This is a genomic window from Vreelandella neptunia, from assembly GCF_000712975.1.
Taxonomy (GTDB): domain Bacteria; phylum Pseudomonadota; class Gammaproteobacteria; order Pseudomonadales; family Halomonadaceae; genus Vreelandella; species Vreelandella qaidamensis.
Map to the genome: position 1 here is coordinate 394,169 of NZ_JHQL01000003.1, position 18,654 is coordinate 412,822.

The 18,654-nt window shown below is 51.5% G+C and carries 18 protein-coding genes; 16 read left to right on the plus strand and 2 right to left on the minus strand.

The features are described 5' to 3' along the window. The first annotated feature begins 41 nt into the window (after positions 1 to 41). From msbA to murB, 6 genes are read left to right on the plus strand one after another with little or no spacing between them, the layout of a single operon-like run. Complete coding sequence (gene msbA, locus CR46_RS0109860) at positions 42 to 1,778, plus strand: lipid A export permease/ATP-binding protein MsbA (protein ID WP_030072390.1); 1,737 nt, start codon at positions 42 to 44, stop codon at positions 1,776 to 1,778. Next, positions 1,775 to 2,791 carry a tetraacyldisaccharide 4'-kinase gene (lpxK, locus tag CR46_RS0109865; RefSeq protein ID WP_030072392.1) on the plus strand — a complete coding sequence of 339 codons (1,017 nt, stop codon included), beginning with the start codon at positions 1,775 to 1,777 and terminating at the stop codon, positions 2,789 to 2,791. The genes msbA and lpxK overlap by 4 nt, the downstream gene beginning before the upstream one ends. Continuing rightward, positions 2,784 to 2,993: a Trm112 family protein gene (locus tag CR46_RS0109870; RefSeq protein WP_030072393.1), complete on the plus strand. Its 210-nt coding sequence runs from the start codon at positions 2,784 to 2,786 to the stop codon at positions 2,991 to 2,993. The genes lpxK and CR46_RS0109870 overlap by 8 nt, the downstream gene beginning before the upstream one ends. Beyond that, positions 2,993 to 3,778, plus strand: coding sequence for a 3-deoxy-manno-octulosonate cytidylyltransferase (gene kdsB, locus CR46_RS0109875; RefSeq protein ID WP_030072396.1), 786 nt, complete (start codon positions 2,993 to 2,995; stop codon positions 3,776 to 3,778). The genes CR46_RS0109870 and kdsB overlap by 1 nt, the downstream gene beginning before the upstream one ends. Beyond that, positions 3,775 to 4,260, plus strand: a complete 486-nt coding sequence (locus tag CR46_RS0109880; protein ID WP_030072398.1) for a low molecular weight protein-tyrosine-phosphatase — start codon at positions 3,775 to 3,777, stop codon at positions 4,258 to 4,260. The genes kdsB and CR46_RS0109880 overlap by 4 nt, the downstream gene beginning before the upstream one ends. Next, a complete protein-coding gene (gene murB / locus CR46_RS0109885; RefSeq protein ID WP_084180437.1) occupies positions 4,247 to 5,317 on the plus strand; it encodes a UDP-N-acetylmuramate dehydrogenase in 1,071 nt (356 codons plus the stop codon). The genes CR46_RS0109880 and murB overlap by 14 nt, the downstream gene beginning before the upstream one ends. Before the next feature lie 54 nt (positions 5,318 to 5,371). On the opposite strand, the gene rne is transcribed toward murB, so the two are convergent. Further along, positions 5,372 to 8,779, minus strand: a complete 3,408-nt coding sequence (gene rne, locus CR46_RS0109890) for a ribonuclease E (RefSeq protein WP_030072401.1) — start codon at positions 8,777 to 8,779, stop codon at positions 5,372 to 5,374. A 695-nt stretch (positions 8,780 to 9,474) separates the two neighbouring features. Between rne and CR46_RS0109900 the strand changes: the two genes are divergently transcribed. The 3 genes from CR46_RS0109900 to sppA all read left to right on the plus strand — a co-directional run bounded on the left by CR46_RS0109900 (position 9,475) and on the right by sppA (position 12,331). Then, positions 9,475 to 10,416 (plus strand): RluA family pseudouridine synthase, encoded by a 942-nt coding sequence (locus CR46_RS0109900; RefSeq protein WP_009722038.1) that lies wholly within the window; start codon positions 9,475 to 9,477, stop codon positions 10,414 to 10,416. A 10-nt stretch (positions 10,417 to 10,426) separates the two neighbouring features. Next, positions 10,427 to 11,077, plus strand: coding sequence for an HAD family hydrolase (locus tag CR46_RS0109905; protein ID WP_030072403.1), 651 nt, complete (start codon positions 10,427 to 10,429; stop codon positions 11,075 to 11,077). A 102-nt stretch (positions 11,078 to 11,179) separates the two neighbouring features. Beyond that, positions 11,180 to 12,331: a signal peptide peptidase SppA gene (sppA, locus tag CR46_RS0109910; RefSeq protein WP_030072405.1), complete on the plus strand. Its 1,152-nt coding sequence runs from the start codon at positions 11,180 to 11,182 to the stop codon at positions 12,329 to 12,331. A 26-nt stretch (positions 12,332 to 12,357) separates the two neighbouring features. Here the strand turns inward: sppA and CR46_RS0109915 are convergent, their stop codons facing one another. Then, the gene (locus tag CR46_RS0109915; RefSeq protein ID WP_030072407.1) at positions 12,358 to 12,960 is read right to left on the minus strand and encodes a Maf family protein; all 603 of its coding nucleotides are present in this window, start codon (positions 12,958 to 12,960) and stop codon (positions 12,358 to 12,360) included. Positions 12,961 to 13,122: 162 nt separating this feature from the next. Here CR46_RS0109915 and CR46_RS0109920 point away from each other — a divergent pair, with 162 nt between their 5' ends. The 7 genes from CR46_RS0109920 to fabF all read left to right on the plus strand — a co-directional run bounded on the left by CR46_RS0109920 (position 13,123) and on the right by fabF (position 18,651). After that, positions 13,123 to 13,671: a YceD family protein gene (locus CR46_RS0109920; RefSeq protein ID WP_030072409.1), complete on the plus strand. Its 549-nt coding sequence runs from the start codon at positions 13,123 to 13,125 to the stop codon at positions 13,669 to 13,671. Between the two features lie 36 nt (positions 13,672 to 13,707). Continuing rightward, the gene (gene rpmF / locus CR46_RS0109925) at positions 13,708 to 13,878 is read left to right on the plus strand and encodes a 50S ribosomal protein L32 (RefSeq protein WP_009099300.1); all 171 of its coding nucleotides are present in this window, start codon (positions 13,708 to 13,710) and stop codon (positions 13,876 to 13,878) included. Between the two features lie 42 nt (positions 13,879 to 13,920). Beyond that, positions 13,921 to 14,940, plus strand: a complete 1,020-nt coding sequence (plsX, locus tag CR46_RS0109930) for a phosphate acyltransferase PlsX (protein ID WP_030072413.1) — start codon at positions 13,921 to 13,923, stop codon at positions 14,938 to 14,940. 151 nt (positions 14,941 to 15,091) lie between these two features. Further along, positions 15,092 to 16,051, plus strand: coding sequence for an ACP S-malonyltransferase (gene fabD / locus CR46_RS0109935; protein ID WP_030072415.1), 960 nt, complete (start codon positions 15,092 to 15,094; stop codon positions 16,049 to 16,051). Positions 16,052 to 16,117: 66 nt separating this feature from the next. Next, positions 16,118 to 16,861, plus strand: a complete 744-nt coding sequence (fabG, locus tag CR46_RS0109940) for a 3-oxoacyl-ACP reductase FabG (protein WP_030072417.1) — start codon at positions 16,118 to 16,120, stop codon at positions 16,859 to 16,861. Between the two features lie 124 nt (positions 16,862 to 16,985). After that, the gene (acpP, locus tag CR46_RS0109945) at positions 16,986 to 17,219 is read left to right on the plus strand and encodes an acyl carrier protein (protein ID WP_008956801.1); all 234 of its coding nucleotides are present in this window, start codon (positions 16,986 to 16,988) and stop codon (positions 17,217 to 17,219) included. 193 nt (positions 17,220 to 17,412) lie between these two features. After that, complete coding sequence (gene fabF / locus CR46_RS0109950; RefSeq protein WP_030072425.1) at positions 17,413 to 18,651, plus strand: beta-ketoacyl-ACP synthase II; 1,239 nt, start codon at positions 17,413 to 17,415, stop codon at positions 18,649 to 18,651. Positions 18,652 to 18,654: the final 3 nt, after the last annotated feature.

Genomic DNA, 18,654 nt, shown 5'->3' on the forward strand with positions numbered 1-18,654 from the left:
GGTAGAATCCTGGCAACTGCACACTATGGCCAGGAGCGCGTGTGACTGATTCAGGTTGGGTTCTCTATAAACGATTGTTAACTTACGTAAAGCCCCACTGGCGCGCATTTGCGTTAGCGATAGTGGGCTTCGTCATTTATGCCGCTTCCAGTACGGCATTAGCTGAAATGATGAAACGACTGATTGATGGTATTCAAAATCCTGATGCTACTTTTCGGCTACTGCTCCCACTATTTGTGGTGATTATGTTTGCATCGCGCGGGGTAGGGACATTTTTAAGCACTTATTTTATGTCTTATGTCGGACGCTATGTGATTCATACTTTACGCTGTGATGTTTTTGCGCACTTACTGCATTTGCCAGGGCGATTTTTTGATCATCACTCTAGCGGTCATTTGGTATCTCGGGTTACCTATCATGTAGAACAGGTGGCAGGCGCTGCCACGAAAGCTGTCACTATTATTTTGCGTGAAGGCTTATTCGTTATTGGGTTGATTGGTTATCTCTTCTGGACAAACTGGATGCTAACGCTGTTATTTTTAGGCGTAACGCCGGTGATCGCTGGAGTAGTGGGCTATGTCAGCAAACGGTTTAGACGAATCTCTAAGCGTATTCAACACTCCATGGGAGATGTTACCCATGTCGCTTCTGAAGCGCTCTCTGGCTACCGTGTCGTGCGCACGCATGGGGCTGAAGCGTATGAAAAACAGCGTTTTGAGCGAGTAAGTGAAGAAAATCGTCGCCAAAGTATGAAAGAGGCGATGACGCGTGCCGTAAGCTCACCAGTAATTTTAATGCTGGTCGCGATTTCGATGGCGATTTTGGTTTGGTTAGCGATGGCACCTGCACTGATGGAAAACATGACGCCGGGTGAGTTTGTAGCCTTTATTACAGCGGCTGCACTAATGATCAAACCCGTGCGTCAGCTCACTGAAGTGAACAGTGAGATTCAAAAAGGCATCGCGGCGGCGGCTGAGCTATTTGGCCTACTTGATATGACCCCTGAACAGGATGAAGGTAAAAAAATTCCTCAACAGCTAACGGGTAGCGTAGTGATCGATAATGTTAGTTTTCGCTACGCTGACGATCAGCCTAACGTACTACGTGATATTAACATTAGCGTCGCCCCAGGCGAGTTAGTGGCAATTGTTGGCCGCTCAGGCAGCGGTAAGTCGACATTGGTCAGCCTGTTGCCGCGTTTTTATCGGCCTAGCGAAGGACGTATTTTGATTGATGGGGTAAATGTTGATGAATATGCGCTGGGTCCATTGCGTCAGCATATTGCATTGGTATCGCAACAAGTCACGCTATTCAATGCCACCATTGCAGATAACATTGGCTATGGCGTAACCAACCCAGATCCAGCCGCTATTGAAGCCGCTGCTCAGGCGGCTTATGCCAGTGAGTTTATTGAGAAGCTGCCCCAGGGCTATGCCACGGTAGTGGGTGAAAATGGCGTGATGCTTTCGGGTGGCCAGCGTCAGCGCTTGGCCATCGCGCGGGCGATTTTTAAAGATGCGCCTATTCTTATTTTGGACGAGGCGACATCAGCACTGGATACCGAATCCGAGCGCTATATACAAAAAGCGCTAGAGCATGTGTGTAAAGGCCGAACAACGCTGGTCATTGCCCACCGCCTATCCACGATTGAACGAGCTGACCGTATTTTGGTCATGGACCAAGGGCGTATTATTGAGCAGGGGACCCACCAAGCGCTATTAGAAGCCGGAGGCGCTTACGCGGCACTGCATCAACTTCAGTTCCAGGATAATGAATGAGTGTTGAGCAACGCTGGCTCAAAGCGGCCTATCATGGAAGCCGTTGGCTAACACCGTTATATCCATTGGGTTGTTTATACCGTTATCTTATGATGTGGAGAAACACCCGCTACCACACTGGTAAAAAACCAGTTTTTAAAGCAGGTGTGCCCGTTATTGTGGTGGGTAATATTACCCTTGGTGGAACTGGTAAATCGCCTTTAGTTGCGTGGCTGGTCAACTGGCTGAGGACGCAGGGGTGGTCCCCAGGCATCATTACTCGTGGGTACGGTGGTAAAGCATCGCACTATCCATTAGAAGTAACCGCACTAACCGATCCGGCCCAAAGTGGTGATGAGCCATTAATGCTGGTGCAGCAAACGAGCTGTCCGGTAGTGGCTGACCCGCACCGTGCACGAGGTGTTAAAACCTTGGTTGATAAAGGGTGCGATATTATTGTTAGTGACGATGGATTACAGCATTTGGCGTTAGGACGTGATATTGAATTAGTCGTCATTGATGGGGCGCGGGGACTGGGTAATGGTTGGTGTTTACCCGCTGGGCCGCTGAGAGAATCGCCTAGTAGATTAGCTCAAGTTGATGCTGTGATTATTAATGGTGAGCAGTGTTGCCCCTTGCCAGTTGAAGGAATAGCGATGCAATTAGCGCCGCTAAGTTGGCGTCGAATGCGGGATGGTCAGCGTGTGCCGATCACTCCGCTACCATTTGTGCCACCTGTGAATGCTGTGGCGGGTATTGGCCATCCTGAGCGTTTTTTTAATACGCTGCGCAGTTTGGGTGTGGACGGCGAGATGCGTCCGCTAGCAGATCATCAGCGGTTTGATGACCAGACTTTCCGTTTTAGTCATCAGCGCCCAGTTGTAATGACTGCCAAAGATGCAGTGAAGTGCCAAGCGTTTGCGCCACCCGATAGCTGGGTGCTAGAGGTAGAAGCCTTGCTTCCGCCAGAGTTTGAACACTGGCTGGCAGCTAAATTGTCAGCGCTTTCTAAAAAGGGATACACCGATGGATAAAGAACTATTGGCAATGCTGGTTTGCCCACTTTGCAACGGCAAGCTCAAGTATAACCGTGAAGCCCAAGAGCTTTGCTGCCACTACGACGGTTTGGCGTATCCTATTCAAGAAGGCATTCCTGTGATGCTTCCTGAAGAGGCGCGCACGATGGATGCCGATGAAAAATTGCCTATCTCGCCAGGTCGTACCGGAGAGGCGTAATGTCAGTCGCTCAAACCGAATTTATTGCTGTGGTTCCCGCACGATTTGGCTCAACCCGCTTACCGGGTAAGCCGCTGCTGGATATAGCGGGCGAGCCTATGGTTGCCCATGTCTGGCGCCGGGCTTGTCAAAGCCAAGCAAGCCGTGTTGTGGTGGCCACTGATGATTCACGCATCCGTGAGGCGATGTTGCCCTACGGTGCAGAGGTCGTGATGACGCGCTCGGATCATCCTTCTGGCACCGATCGATTGGCTGAGGTGGCAGAATGCCTTGGGCTAAGCGATGACGCTTTGTTAGTGAACGTGCAAGGAGACGAGCCGCTTATTCCGCCGGTTTTAATTGACCAAGTGGCCATGCGGTTAGCCGAAGACCCAGAAGCAGCCATTGCGACACTTGCTGAGCCCATTGCCGATGTTGAAACGTTATTTAACGCTAACGTCGTCAAAGTGGTTCGCTCCTTACAGGGCCGAGCCCTGTACTTTTCTCGTGCGCCCATTCCGTGGGATCGAGAGCAATTTAAAACACAGCCCGAGCTGTTAGCTACCGATGCTTGGTTGCGTCATATCGGTATATACGCCTACCGTTCCAGTTTTCTTGCTGCTTATCGTGAGCTGGCACCATCGAGTCTTGAGCAGTTGGAGCAATTGGAACAGTTGCGTGCGCTTCAGCATGGCTATGCCATTCAAGTTGCGCTTGCCAGCACTATTAACCCGCCGGGTGTGGATACGCCTGAAGACTTAGTCCGGGTGAGAGCGCTACTAGCGAGTGGAGGTGACAGCGAATGAAGCGTGTACTGTTTGTCTGCCTAGGTAATATTTGCCGTTCGCCAACGGCCGAAGGCGTCTTTTGGCACGCTGTTGAAGAGGCTGGGTTAAATCGTCATATTATCGTTGACTCTTGTGGTGTAGGTAACTGGCATGTTGGAAAAGCGCCAGACACCCGCGCGCAAGTAGCCGCATCAAGGCGTGGTATCGATATTGGTCATTTGCGCGCTCGTCAGCTCAGTGCTGGTGACTTTCTTGAATTTGACTACGTATTAGGCATGGATCGCGACAACCTCAAGGCGATGCAAGCGCTTCAGCCGAGCAATAGTCGTGCCCATGTGGGGCTTTTTTTAGAGTTTGCTGATCTGCCTGAGGCAGAAGTGCCCGACCCTTATTATGGTGGAGACGAGGGTTTTGAACATGTCCTGGATTTAATTGAGGCGGCTTCTGTAGGGCTAATTGCCCATCTGAGAAACGACGGGCTGAGAAATGACAGGTTGTGAAAACACAGGTTGTGAAAACACAGGGTGTGAAAGAAGTGTTAGTGACTTGCTCAGTTGTTGCCAATCGGTCGATTTAACCTCTTTAAATACGCTGCGTTTACCCTGTCAGGCGGAACGGTATGTGGTTCCTAAAACACTAAATGCGCTCCAGTATGTCGTGCGTGAAGCCGTTGATAAACGGTGGCGCATTACCCTCTTGGGAGGTGGCAGTAACGTGCTGCTTCCTACGGCATTGAAAGGCATTGCGATTCGGCCAGGTATACAGCAGTGGTGGCTAGAAAGTCGCGGAGAGTCGGTTGTTGCCTATGTGGGGGCTGGTGTTAATTGGCACTCGTTAGTAATGACGCTAGCGGCTCGTGGCCTGTGGGGTATTGAAAACTTAGCGTTAATACCAGGTGATTGCGGTGCAGCACCAGTGCAAAATATCGGTGCTTATGGTGTTGAGCTTAAAGACGTCATAGAGGGAGTGCAAATAGTAGAACTAGCCTCAGGCAAGGTCCGTTGGTTAAGCACCGATGATTGCCAGTTTGGTTACCGTGATAGCATTTTCAAAAAAGCGCTAGCAGATAAAGTTGTTATTACTCAGTTGGCGCTTCGATTATCAAAAAAACCGCAACCAAGACTAGGTTATGGGGATTTAGCTGCCCGTGTATCGGCCTCATCAAGTTGCTTGGCGGTAGCTCAAGCGGTGTGCGCTATTCGTCGAGAAAAATTGCCGGATCCTAATATGCTCGCGAATGCGGGAAGCTTTTTTAAAAACCCGCTGGTTAGTAGCGAACAGCTATCGCGCTTGTTACAAGCGCATCCTAACATGCCATATTTTCCCCAGGTTGATGGGAAAAGCAAACTGGCAGCGGGGTGGTTAATTGACCAGTGCGGGTTGAAAGGAGCTCGGCAAGGAGCTTTCGGTGTTCACACACAGCAAGCATTGGTGCTTGTGCATTTTGGCGGCGGTGATCGCCCTGAGCTACTGCAGTTTGCTAAGTATATTGTCCGCAAGGTCTATGGCCAATTTGGTGTTGAGTTAGAGCCCGAACCACGCTTAATACAAGCATGAAAAAACCCCGCTTAGCGGGGTTTTTAGTGCAGCACGTGTCTTAAGTGCTAGCGATCACTCATTCGTCGTGTTCTGTGCTTGTTTACGCAGTTCACGAGGATCGTTATGAGCGCGACGACGGCGACGTGGCTTGGGTACTTCGTCTTGTGTAGAAACGGTAGTCACTTGCTGTGCTTCTTCAGGTGTTACTGTTTCGGGAGCTTCTGGTGAAGGCGTTTGAGCCTCTTCTTCATTGTTCGCTAACGTAGGCTGAAGATCGCTTTCTTGATCAGTAGCAGTAATGTCAGCGGCTTCTGGCGCGGTTTTAGTGTCTGAAGCGTTCGTATTGCTCTCCGCGTTATTGTCTGAAGAAGCTTCCGGTTGCTCAGCTGTCTCTGGTGAGCTGGCCTCAGTGCTAGCCGCTACGTCGTGCGAGGGCACCTGACGGTTATCAGTGCTATCGACAGTCTCGTCCTCAGCAACTTTTGGCACTTCTGCCTGTGTGCTAGCGGGTGCTGATGTTTCTTGTGCTGTCTCTTGAGTCACTTGAGGCAACACCGGTTCCTGGCGCACAAGTTCTTGAGGTGTCGGCTGCTGGGGCTTATCAGTCTCTTGTGTAGTTTCTTCATCACGTGAGCTTGTTGATTCGCTATGTGCGGTATCAAACTCCTTCACGTTTGCAGCAGGCTCTTCCTGTGGCTCTACTTCCGTATTAACTGACGAAGGTTCAATATTCTCGACCTCAGACGAGCGGCTGTTAGCCTCTTGAGGCGCTTCTTGAACAGTGGTTTGGTCATCAGTCGGCTGTTGAGGTTTATCCTCAGAGCTTTTCTCTACGCTCGCTTCTGTTGCGGCAGTTTCAGCGTTATCTTCCGTTTTCTGCGGTTGACGACGCTGGCGAGTAGCTTTACGTGCTTTATCTGCCTTTTCAGCAGGGCGCTCAGCCGTTGTTCCATCGGCAACTGTTGTTTCTTCTACAGCTTGGTCAGGCGCTTCAGTCGCTACTTCATCGCTTGGCACCGCTGTTGTGCTGGCCTCATCATGTGAAGAGGGGCTTGCAGGCGCTGCTTCGCTGCTGGGTACTTCAACAGCGGGTGATTCAGCAGAAGGGGCTTCCGCAGAGGTGGCTTCCGCAGAGGTGGCTTCAGCCGCTTCGGCTTGCAGTTTCAGCTGTTCCGCTTCGGCTTGAGGGTTAACGGCCTGTTTACGCGTGCGGTTACGCGGATTATTACGCGTGCGCTTCGGTTTGCCGTCATCTTGTTTGTCGTCCGTTTGTGATGCAGGCTCACGGGTAGTTTCGTTTTTCTGCTTTGCATCACGCGGTTTATCACGACGGCTTTCTGGTTGAGCAGTAGGTTTAGCTGGCTCATCTTTAGGCGATTCTTTGGCCGCTTGATTTGTCTGCTGTTCTTTTTGACGACTGCTCTTCTGGTCGTTGTCTAGGGTCTTGGCATCGTCTTGCTGAGGGTGGCGTCGACGATTACGAGTACGGCTAGGACCGCTGCGTTTGTCGTTAGCGTCGTCGTTATTATCAGTATTACGCGGTTGGCTAGGTTGCTGATTACTCGGCTGCTGCTGGCTGCGTTGCTCGTTTTTGCTAGTGCTTTCGCCACGTTCACGAGCCGGCTTTGGCTTGCTTTCGCTGCGCTGCGTGCGGTTGCTGCCTGTTTTTTCAGGCTGCTTACGGGCAACAGGAGCTTCCTGTTTAGGCTCGCTCGTGCTGCTATCTTCCCCCCCTAGCAGTTTGGCAAAGCCTCTGATAAAGCGGCCAATCACACTAGGCTGCTCTTCAGCAACAGGGGTGGTCGCAGCAACGACTTTGTCTGCTTTTGTAACCTTCTCTGCCTTCTCTTCTGTCTGAAGAGAGGCGGGCGCTGGTGCGTTATGCACAACACTTTTAACCGCGGCTTCAGCGCGCATGGCGGGCGGAGTAAAGCTTGGGTCTGGTTCTTTGCCCACTTCGGTATCAGTCGATAGCTCGAAGCTGGATAGCGTTAGGCTCTCGTCATCGTCTAAGTGGTCATCACGCAGCCGCTGAACGTCATAATGCGGCGTATCCATTTCGGGATTCGGCAAAAGAACTACCCGCACGCCTTGGCGTGATTCGATGTCTGCTAGAACGCTACGCTTTTCGTTCAGCAGGTAGGTAGCCACTGGTACCGGCAGAATAGCGCGAATTTGAGCGCTGCGCTCTTTCATCGCCTCTTCTTCAATCAGGCGCATAATGGAGAGCGACAATGAGCGTACGTCACGAATCGTGCCCTGGCCGTTACAACGTGGGCAAACCACACCGCTGGTCTCACCAAGCGAAGGACGTAAGCGCTGGCGCGACATCTCCATTAAGCCAAAGCGTGAAATCCGACCAATCTGAACGCGTGCACGATCAAGCTTCAGCGCATCGCGCATGCGGTTTTCAACCTCGCGCTGATTTCGCGCAGGGCCCATATCGATAAAGTCGATAACTACAAGGCCACCGATATCACGCAAGCGCAACTGTCGAGCAATCTCGTCAGCTGCTTCAGAGTTAGTTTGCAGTGCGGTTTCTTCAATATCGCTGCCACGTGTAGCCCGGGCAGAGTTGATATCAATAGAGACCAGTGCTTCGGTGTGATCGATAACAATAGAGCCACCAGAAGGAAGTTTTACTTCGCGCTGGTAAGCAGTTTCGATTTGCGACTCAATTTGAAAGCGCGAGAAAAGAGGGACTTCATCTGCGTAAAGTTTAATTTTCTGCTGGTAAGAAGGCATTACCTGACGAATAAAGCCCAGCGCTTCTGCATGAATCTCAGGGCTGTCAATTAACACTTCGCCAATGTCTTGGCGCAGGTAATCACGCATGGCGCGAATAATGACATTAGATTCGCGATAGATCAGGAAAGGGGCCGAACGCTTGCCTGCCTCAGTGGTGATGGATTCCCACACTTGGACGAGGTAATCCAGATCCCACTGAAGCTCTTCCGGGCTGCGGCCGATACCAGCGGTGCGAACGATCAGGCCCATTTTGTCCGGCACTGTCAGTTGGCCCATCGCGTCTTTCAGTTGGCTGCGGTCATCACCTTCAATGCGGCGTGAAATGCCACCCGCGCGAGGGTTGTTAGGCATCAGTACAAGAAAGCGACCCGCTAAGCTAATAAAAGTAGTGAGTGCAGCACCTTTATTGCCGCGCTCTTCTTTATCAACTTGGACAATAACTTCCTGTCCTTCTTTCAGCACTTCTTTGATGCTGGGGCGGCCAGAAACATCTTTAATAAAATATTCGCGTGAAATTTCTTTTAACGGCAGAAAGCCATGACGCTCGGCACCGAAATCAACAAAGGCGGCTTCAAGGGAGGGTTCTACTCGGGTGATCTTACCCCGGTAAATATTGGCTTTTTTCTGCTCTCGGGCGCCAGATTCGATGTCTAAATCGTAAAGGCGTTGCCCGTCTACCAGTGCAACCCGAAGCTCTTCTGGCTGGGTTGCGTTAATTAGCATCCGTTTCATGTTTTCTCACATAGCATTGCGTGCCGACGAGCCGTGGAGTAGACGAATCGTTGGGTGCTGCGTGCTTGTGCTCGGCGCATTGCTATGCTGACGCATTAAACCGGAAAGGCAATTATGCCATCCCGGCCGAAAGGGCGTTGAGTACGTGGCGGAGGCAGAACATGTTTCGGTGGCTGTCACGTCCATCCGGCTCTGCTGACACCGCCAACACCTGGCATTCATCGATTCGTCAACGCCGGTTATCGGCACAGCGTTGAACTTGGCGCCCCAAGTCGAGCAGCACCTTGTGACGAACAGGAGAAGCCGCTTGGGGCGTGACGTTTGTTAATTCAAATTGCTTGCCATTGCGGGCAAAGCAAATGTGTATTTGCCGCCAAAAAACATACGACAAAGTAACTGTCTATCCAGTACGTTATTTCAGTAGTCGCTTCAATGCGTTAGGCGTTTGGGTAATGCGTACACTACGCCATTTTGCCTATGCTCTGGCCTGCGTGTTTGTCGGGCAGGCGCTAGGCGAAGCGTGGTAACGCACCCGTTACGACGTGTCTTTTTACGGGTAAGCCACACTTGGCCGCTGAACGTTTTGGAATATAACAGTAAAGACAACTACCAGCAATTGACGCAATGCGCATTGGTCTACGCTAGAATGCCGTTTTTAGCCTGTTGCTATAAGATCACACCAGGAGTGAGCGTTAATGTCCGAAGGGCGGGAAGTACAGTGGGTGGATATCGCCCCGGAACAAGCAGGTCAACGGATCGACAATTTTTTAATGACGCGTTTAAAAGGTGCTCCTCGTGCATTGATTTATCGCATTGTGCGTAAAGGCGAGGTAAGGGTTAATAAGAAACGCGTCAAAGTGGATTATCGACTTCAAGCTGGCGATTTGGTGCGTGTGCCGCCACTACGTTTAGCGCCGAGAGAAGCCGTTAAAGAGGTTAGTGACAATTTACGTGATTTGTTAATTGGCAGTGTAATTATGGAGGGGCCGGATTGGATGGTGATTAATAAGCCGTCTGGTTTAGCTGTCCATGGGGGAAGTGGCGTAAAAATTGGCTTAATCGAAGCACTGCGCCAAGTGCGCGATGACCTGACTTTTTTAGAGCTTGTTCACCGCTTAGATCGTGATACATCGGGGTGTTTGCTGTTGGCAAAATCTCGTGATGCGTTAGTCACACTCAACGAATCGCTGAAAAAGCACGCTATGGACAAGCGCTACTTAGCGTTGGTTAGCGGACGCTGGCCTGCACGGAAAACCTATGTGAGTGCTCGCTTAGATCGCTTTGATGCGGGTAATGGTGAGCGGCGGGTGCGAGTAGATCCTAATGGCAAGGTGTCGCGGACTCACTTTTCGGTAGTGGAAACCTTTGAAAAAGTCACGCTGATAGAGGCAGAGCCTGTGACAGGCCGCACCCATCAGATTCGTGTCCATGCAGCTCACGCGGGGCATGCACTATTGGGTGATGATAAATATGGAACCCGCGAAAGTAATCACATGGCGCAGCGCCTTGGCTTGGGGCGGCTGTTTCTTCATGCCCGTGCATTAACGTTTCCTGAACCTGGCAATGGCCGTCCCGTTACGGTGAAAGCACCGCTGCCTGAGGCATTGGAAGAAGCGTTAAAACGCGCTCGGAAATAAAGGAAACAACATGCGCTATGAGCTAATTATCTTTGATTGGGATGGCACACTGATGAACTCTGTGCCAAAAATTGTTGCCTGCATGCAGGCCGCTTCTCTTGATGCTGAGTGGGGTGAGTTAAACGTCAATGCTATTGAAGATATTATTGGTTTGGGCCTGCCTGAGGCGATAGCTAAATTATGTCCTGGTATTGAAGCGGCTCAGGCCGAGCGCTTGCGCCAGCGCTATGCCTATCATTTCGTAGATGGTGACTCGACGCCCATGCCTTTTTTTGATGGCGTAGAAGAGCAGATTGCCCGGCTGCGTGAACGTTCTCATCAGCGTCTGGCGGTGGCGACAGGGAAAAGTCGCCGTGGTCTAGACCGAATTTTCTCCGAAACAAAGAGTGGCGGCTGGTTTCATGCCAGTCGAACGGCAGATGAAACGCGTTCGAAGCCCCACCCTCAGATGATTCTTGAGCTGCTTGACGAGCTGAAGGTGCCCGTCGAGCGCGCTGTAATGGTGGGCGATACCGAGTATGACCTTGAAATGGCTAGGTCTATTAATATGGATCGTGTGGGCGTTACTTACGGCGTGCATACTCCCGCGCGGTTGGCAGTCAGTCAGCCTGTGTGGGTGGCGGATGACGTAGAAAGCCTGTTCGATTGGTTGTATGACTAGTTGAAGTACCCTGCCCAGCCTTCAGGTTACGCAGAGCTTTTAGATTGTGTTGAAGAGCGACGATTATTAGCGCTATGCCCCAGTTAATACTAGGAATTGTTTATGAGTGATGAGCAGCATCGCGGCAGCTCTGATGACCGCTCCCAGTCCGATAAAGTGCCTTCATCAGATCAAGTGAGTGACCGCTGGACGCAAGGGCCAGACGTTTCCCAGCAAGCCAAGCAGCGTCCGCTGTCAGGTGCTGAAGGTTCGGGAGCGCATTGCTCGGGTGAAAAAAATGATGATGCTGAAACGCTCCGTGAGCGGCAGCGTTTAACACAAATGGAAATGATGGACCGCTGGGTTGGTGGTGTTTTAACAGAGCAGCGCAGAACCCGGCGTTGGAAACTGTTCTTTCGTTTGATGTTGCTGGCGATTGTACTTATATCGCTAACAACAATGTTATACCGCGTATTTTTGGCTGAACCGACTGCCTCCTTGCCTACGCAGCGCCATTTGGCGTTAGTTGAAGTGCATGGTGTGATCACCAGTGATGCGCCAGCAAATGCGGAGCGCATTATTAAAGGGTTGAATCGTGCATGGTCATCAAGTGGTGCGACGGCTGTTGTGTTGCATATTGATAGCCCCGGTGGAAGCCCTGTTCAATCGCAGCGTATCTATGCAGAAATTATGCGTCTGCGTGATCAGGGCGATAAGCCTATTATTGCTGTGATAGAGGATATTGGTGCGAGTGGCGCTTACTACATTGCTTCCGCTGCCGATAGCATCGTGGCGTCACGAGCTAGTCTAGTTGGCTCTATCGGCGTTATTTATTCTGGCTTTGGCTTCCAAGAGGCGATTAACCAGATTGGTATAGAGCGTCGCGTAATGACTGCCGGTGAAAATAAAGCTTTCTTGGATCCTTTTCAGCCGCTTGACGACGACGTGGCTGACTTCTGGCAAAGCGTTCTGACTCAAACCCATGAGCAATTTATAGACGATGTGAAGGCAGGGCGTGGTGAGCGTTTGAGCGATAGCCCTGAGGTTTTCTCAGGGCTTATCTGGAGTGGAGAGCAGGCGTTAGCACTGGGGCTGGTAGATGAGCTAGCCAGTCTCGAACAAGTGGCCCGTGATCAAGTAGGCGATGCTGAGTGGGAAAACTATACGCCTAGCTTAGACCCCTTCGAGCGATTGACGCGCCGCTTTACCCAAACCGCCGCTGAGGTGCTTGGGCTACAGCATACGCATGCTCCTTTGCGCTTTCAGGCCCAGTAATGCTTGGCGCGTAAAAGAGCTATACGCTAGGTGTCGCCGAGCGGGTTCATACCTGCTTGGCGAAGCATGTCGCACAGGGCTATGAGAGGGAGTCCAATCAGTGCGTTTGGGTCTCGACCCTCGAGCTTTTCAAACAAACTGATGCCCAACCCTTCCATGCGGAAGCTGCCTGAGCTGTCCAGCGGCTGCTCAAGGGCAACATACCGCGCAATTTCTTGCTGGCTTAGTGAGCGAAAAAACACCTCAAATGGCTCGATATGGACGTGATGCCGCTGGTGGCGAGTGTCAACTAACGCCAAGCCTGTTAGGAAAGTCACTTTCTGGCCAGAAAAGCGCGTTAGGTTCTCCCGTGCGCGCTCTTCGGTATGAGGTTTGCCGAGAATGTCGCCTTCAAACAGGGCTACTTGATCAGAACCAATGATGCAGTGGTTGGGGAAGCGCTCAGCGACGGCGTTGGCCTTGCTAAGTGCCAAACGGTGTACTAGTGCGCTGGGCGTTTCATTAGAATAGGGCGTTTCATCAATGTCCGGTGAGCAACACTGATAGGGCACGAGTAACCTATCCAGTAATGCTTGGCGGAAGCGTGAGCTAGAAGCGAGAACAAGTGTGGCATTGTCCGTTTGAGGCACGGTTGTCTCCTTAATTAGCCTGTTGAGGCGTTATTTGCCGTTTATACGAGTGTAACGAAAGCGTAGCAACCTGCCTATTTACGTGGTTGTGGGAGATAATCTCATAAGAATTGCACCGACAGCTTTGACAGCGGAGGGGCGAGTGCCTATCATTGCGCGCCTATGTTGACCTCACAAATCCCCAGCCGGGTCGAGCCTTATAAGCTTGCAGCCCGCCGCGAACGATTAGAAGGCATTGTGGCGCTGAATAAGCTGCCACGCCTAGCTGAAGAAGCAGGTGACCAAACCGGCGACTGTCATGTCGTGCTCGAGTTTGGCGTTGATGCCCAAGGCCGTCGCGAAATTCATGGCCACTTACAAGCGACTCTGGCGCTGCCTTGTCGTCGCTGTCTGGTGCCGCTAAGCCAAGACGTTTCCAGTGATTTCTTATTAGGAATGATTGCAGACGAAGCTTTGGCTGCCGAGCTGCCTGCCAGTCATGAGCCGGTGCTGGTGGAAAATGAACAGCTGGACTTGCTGACGGTAATAGAGGATGAGCTTATCCTCAGCTTGCCGCAGGTGGTCTATCACGATGAGACCGAATGCCATGTCTCGGCGGAGCAGCTGGTCAGCAAGACCGAAGGCACAGCGGATGAGTCCGCTCCGGCCAAGAACCCTTTCGCAGTGCTTAGTGCTTTGAAAAGCAGTGGCGCTTTGAAAGGCAAAAAGTAAGCATCACTTACCTTAATTACCTTGGAGTAAACACCCATGGCAGTTCAACAGAACCGTAAAACTCGTTCCAAGCGCGGCATGCGTCGTAGCCACGATGCGCTGAGCGCACCGACTCTGTCCCAGGACAAAGAAACCGGTACTACTCACCTGCGTCACCATGTTTCTCCAGACGGTTTCTACCGTGGTCGTAAAGTGGTTGAGGTTTAAGCCTTAGCACCTTTATGAGCGGCAAAACAGGGTGGGTGCTGTGTGCGCCTAGCGATTGATGTAATGGGGGGTGACCAAGGCCCCCGTGCCATTATCGAAGGCTCCGCCAGGGCAGTAATTGAACGCCCCGACCTAGCGTTAACTTTGTTTGGTCCGCGTCAGCAGATTAATGCTGAACTTTCGCGTTTGCCGCAGCCTTTGGCTGCGGCAACGTCACGTTTGGTGGTAGCTGATGCTTCAGAAAGCGTGTCCCAGTCAGCAACGGCTGCTTGGGCAATGCGACGCGGAGGCGCTACTAGTATGGCGTGTATGCTGCGCAGCCTATCTTCAGGTGAAGCGGTGGCAGGAGTAAGTGCGGGAAATACCGGAGCCTTGGTCGCTTTAGCGAGGCGTGAGCTTGGTATGTTGCCTGGCATCTCAAGACCCGCAATAAGTACTGCCATCCCTGCGCGCGGTGGACGTCGCTGTTATTTGCTTGATTTAGGAGCAAATGTAGATTCGCCTGCATCTAGGCTATTTGACTTTGCCATGATGGGTGCCGCTATGGCTCAGTGTATGGATCGTGTCAAGCGACCCCGCGTTGCCTTGCTGAATGTGGGTTCAGAAGCTACAAAAGGTAGTGCTAATGTACGCGAGGCGGATCGTTTGCTGCGTGAAAGTGCTGCCAATTTAAGCTTTGACTACCTGGGCTACGCCGAGGGTGGGGATATTTTTCAAGGTGATCTTGATGTCGTTGTGTGCGATGGCTTCGTTGGTAATGTCACGTTAAAAGCCAGTGAAGGGCTGACTCGTATGTTGGTGGAGCGTGTACAAATGGCGTTTGAGTCACGCCTGAGTGGACGTTTGGCAAGTATACTGGCCAGGCCTGCACTGAAGAGGCTTAAGCGGGAGCTAGACCCGGTACGCTATAATGGGGCCAGCCTCTTAGGGCTACAGGGTATTGTGGTGAAGAGTCACGGCAGTACCCAGGCGGATGGCTTTTACTACGCTATTCAGCGTGCATTGCAAGAAGTGGAGCATGATTTGCCGGTACGAATTGCAGCACGCTGGTCGCGTTCTTGAGCGTTGTCAACGCAGTAGATAATAAGACGTTATATATTTTTTGCGGGCTATTGGTGGTGGCAGGATGCGCCAATCATCATTCTAGTAGTGGTTCCAATAACCCGCTTATCGCTCAGATGAGCAAATGCCTACAAGAGCAAAGGTGAACGACATGTCTCAACCCCTTGCCCTCATTTTTCCCGGGCAAGGCTCTCAGCAGCTTGGAATGCTGCGAGAGCTAGCCGAGCGCTATAGTGTGGTGGGAACTACATTTGAGGAAGCCTCAGACGCTCTGGGCTACGATTTGTGGAAAGTCGTCCAGGAAGGTCCAGAAGAAGCGTTGAATGCCACGGCATGCACTCAGCCGGCACTACTTGCCTCCAGCGTTGCTATTTGGCGTATTTGGCAAGAGCTGGAAGGACCCCGCCCAGGCGTTATGGCAGGTCATAGTCTTGGTGAATATAGTGCTATGGTCTGCGCTGGAGTGATGGGTTTCGCTGAAGGTGTACGCCTTGTTCGCCTGCGTGGTGAAGCCATGCAGGAAGCTGTGCCTGCAGGAGTGGGTGGCATGGCAGCGATTCTTGGTCTGGATGACAGCGCCGTAGAAGCGGCTTGTGCCCGAGCGGCACAAAATGAAGTAGTGTCTGCTGTTAACTATAATTCGCCTGGTCAGGTGGTTATTGCAGGCAGCAAAAATGCTGTTGATAGAGCTATTGTGGCTTGTCAAGAAGCCGGAGCCAAGCGAGCGCTTCCTCTACCGGTGTCAGTACCCTCACACTGTGCGCTGATGCGGCCTGCCGCCGAGCGTCTTGCCGCTGCTATGCAGGCTATTGAATTACGCGCGCCTCGTTATGCGGTGATTCAAAACGTCGATGCGCAAGCCCATGCTGATATTGAGACATTGCGTACGCGCCTAATCGAACAGCTTTATCAGCCTGTCCGTTGGTCATCTTGCGTTGAAGCGATGGTCGAACAAGGTGCTAATGTGTTTATTGAGTGCGGGCCTGGCAAAGTGCTTACTGGCTTGAACAAGCGCATTATACGTAGTGCCAAAGGGTTGGCGGTAAATGATCCTGATAGCTTGGATTCAGCCCTTGAGTTAGCACGTGATGCATCGGCGGGTGGTGCGTGAAAAATGGTGCGTGTTAAGTCGCTATTTTCCGCTACCCTTGCTTAGTTAGGTTGAAGGAAGAACGTTATGACTCAAGAACGAAGAGTTGCACTAGTCACTGGTGCTAGTAGAGGTATTGGGCGAGCCATTGCCCATGAGCTTGGGCGTCAAGGGCGTATCGTGGTGGGTACAGCCACTAGCGAATCGGGCGCTGAAAAAATTGATGCCGATCTAAAAGAAAAGGGCATTGAAGGCGCAGGTATTTGCCTGAATGTGACTGATCAGCAAAGTATCGACCAGGTGCTCAAAACCATAGGTGAGCGTTTTGGTGCCCCAACCATTTTGGTAAATAATGCCGGTATTACCCGCGATAATTTGCTAATGCGCATGAAAGAAGATGAGTGGGACTCCGTAATGGATACCAACCTCAAATCGGTTTATCGCGTTAGCAAGGCGTGTTTGCGTGGTATGACAAAAGCACGCTTTGGGCGTATCGTGTCGATAAGTTCAGTAGTGGCAACGATGGGCAACCTAGGCCAAACTAATTACGCTGCCGCTAAAGCGGGGATGGAAGGCTTTAGTCGTGCGTTGGCGCGCGAGGTTGCTTCACGTGCCATCACGGTTAACGCAGTAGCACCTGGGTTTATTGCAACGGACATGACTGAAGCGTTGCCTGAAGCGCAGCATGAAATGCTGCTTAAGCAAATTCCTCTTTCGCGTCTAGGTGGGCCTGAGGAAATTGCGGCTGCTGTTGGTTTTTTGACAAGTGACGCTGCAGGTTATATCACTGGTGAAACGCTGCACGTTAACGGCGGCATGAATATGCGTTGATGGCCTTAGGTTTGGCGGTTGCGTCAGCTTAAGGGCGTCTATAAACTACCCCGCAGCTTTTGGCTTGCGGTTTCCAAATGGCTGGTTATCAAAAACGGCTAATGTGAACGACTGGAGTACGTTGATGAGTACTATTGAAGAGCGCGTGAAGAAAGTTGTGGCAGAGCGCCTGAACGTTAAAGAAGAAGACATCCAGAACAGCTCTTCTTTTACTGAAGACCTGGGTGCTGATTCTCTTGACACCGTTGAACTGGTGATGGCACTTGAAGAGGAATTTGATACTGAAATTCCTGATGAAGAAGCCGAAAAAATCACTACGGTTCAAGAAGCTATCGACTACGTGAATGCCCATCAGTAAGGGCTAAGTTGAAGCAATGAGCCAGGGTGGGGTGCTTACCCACCCGTATAAAAAGCCGTCCTGAGTAGGGGCGGCTTTTTTGCTTTGTTATCACAATGAAGTTAACGTTCAATCTCCGTTATACTAGTCACCAAATTTCTGCAGCAAATGACCCAGATGGGTCGTGTCACCATGGATGCCTGGAGGAAAGCTGATGGCGCGAAGAAGGGTAGTGGTAACTGGGTTAGGCCTGGTGACCCCAGTGGGCAACAGTGTTAATGAGTCGTGGGCAAATATTGTCGCCGGTAAAAGTGGCATAGCGCCGATTGAGCACTTTGACACAAGTGGTTTCAACACGCGTTTTGGGGGATCGGTTAAAAATTTCGATATTAGCCCCTACCTGAATCCTAAAGACGCACGCAAGATGGATTTGTTCATCCAGTATGGCATGGCGGCGGGAGCCCAAGCTGTTCAAGACTCGGGGCTTGAGTGCACCGAAGAGAATGCTGAACGAATTGGGGTGGCGATCGGTTCAGGCATTGGCGGCTTGCCAATGATTGAGCATAACCATAATGCACTAAATAAGGGTGGCGCACGCCGCGTTTCGCCGTTTTTTGTTCCCGGTTCAATCATCAATATGATTTCCGGCAACATGGCGATTCAGCACGGCTTCAAAGGTCCGAACATCGCGATCACTACAGCGTGTACAACGGGTACCCATAACATTGGCTACAGCGCCCGTACGATTGCTTATGGCGATGCTGATGTAATGATCTGTGGTGGTGCAGAAATGGCTACCACCCCATTAGGATTGGGCGGCTTTTCGGCAGCACGAGCGCTCTCTACTCGCAATGAAGACCCTCAGGCGGCGAGTCGCCCATGGGATACTGATCGTGATGGCTTCGTATTGTCAGACGGTGCGGGTGTGCTTGTTTTGGAAGAGTATGAGCATGCGAAAGCCCGTGGTGCCAACATCTATGCAGAGCTTGCCGGCTTTGGGATGAGCGATGATGCCTACCATATGACGGCGCCGCCGGAAGACGGGCGTGGTGCTGCACTTTCCATGAGCAATGCCATTAAAGACGCGCGTATGGATCCGGCGGATGTGCATTATATTAATGCACATGGCACGTCTACTGCAGCGGGTGACTTAGCAGAAAGTCGGGCGATTGAAAAAGTGCTTGGCAGCGCAGCTCAGCAGGTTGCAGTGAGTTCTACCAAATCGATGATTGGTCATCTATTAGGTGCTGCAGGCGCGGTTGAAGCGGTGTTTAGTATTTTGGCTATTCGAGACCAGATTGCACCGCCTACCATTAACCTGGATAACCCGCAGGAAGGTTGTAATCTTGATTATGTACCACATACCGCGAGAGAGATGACTATTGATGTAGCCCTCTCAAACTCGTTTGGATTTGGCGGCACCAACGGCTCACTGCTGTTTAAAAAGGTATAACTC

What these genes read in the sequence shown, in the direction of transcription:
- lpxK (WP_030072392.1), top strand. Translation starts at nt 1,775, where the DNA reads ATGAGTGTTGAGCAACGCTGGCTCAAAGCGGCCTATCATGGAAGCCGT.
- CR46_RS0109870 (WP_030072393.1), top strand. Translation starts at nt 2,784, where the DNA reads ATGGATAAAGAACTATTGGCAATGCTGGTTTGCCCACTTTGCAACGGC.
- kdsB (WP_030072396.1), top strand. Translation starts at nt 2,993, where the DNA reads ATGTCAGTCGCTCAAACCGAATTTATTGCTGTGGTTCCCGCACGATTT.
- CR46_RS0109880 (WP_030072398.1), top strand. Translation starts at nt 3,775, where the DNA reads ATGAAGCGTGTACTGTTTGTCTGCCTAGGTAATATTTGCCGTTCGCCA.
- murB (WP_084180437.1), top strand. Translation starts at nt 4,247, where the DNA reads ATGACAGGTTGTGAAAACACAGGTTGTGAAAACACAGGGTGTGAAAGA.
- rne (WP_030072401.1), bottom strand. Translation starts at nt 8,779, where the DNA reads ATGAAACGGATGCTAATTAACGCAACCCAGCCAGAAGAGCTTCGGGTT.
- CR46_RS0109900 (WP_009722038.1), top strand. Translation starts at nt 9,475, where the DNA reads ATGTCCGAAGGGCGGGAAGTACAGTGGGTGGATATCGCCCCGGAACAA.
- CR46_RS0109905 (WP_030072403.1), top strand. Translation starts at nt 10,427, where the DNA reads ATGCGCTATGAGCTAATTATCTTTGATTGGGATGGCACACTGATGAAC.
- sppA (WP_030072405.1), top strand. Translation starts at nt 11,180, where the DNA reads ATGAGTGATGAGCAGCATCGCGGCAGCTCTGATGACCGCTCCCAGTCC.
- CR46_RS0109920 (WP_030072409.1), top strand. Translation starts at nt 13,123, where the DNA reads ATGTTGACCTCACAAATCCCCAGCCGGGTCGAGCCTTATAAGCTTGCA.
- rpmF (WP_009099300.1), top strand. Translation starts at nt 13,708, where the DNA reads ATGGCAGTTCAACAGAACCGTAAAACTCGTTCCAAGCGCGGCATGCGT.
- fabD (WP_030072415.1), top strand. Translation starts at nt 15,092, where the DNA reads ATGTCTCAACCCCTTGCCCTCATTTTTCCCGGGCAAGGCTCTCAGCAG.
- fabG (WP_030072417.1), top strand. Translation starts at nt 16,118, where the DNA reads ATGACTCAAGAACGAAGAGTTGCACTAGTCACTGGTGCTAGTAGAGGT.
- acpP (WP_008956801.1), top strand. Translation starts at nt 16,986, where the DNA reads ATGAGTACTATTGAAGAGCGCGTGAAGAAAGTTGTGGCAGAGCGCCTG.
- fabF (WP_030072425.1), top strand. Translation starts at nt 17,413, where the DNA reads ATGGCGCGAAGAAGGGTAGTGGTAACTGGGTTAGGCCTGGTGACCCCA.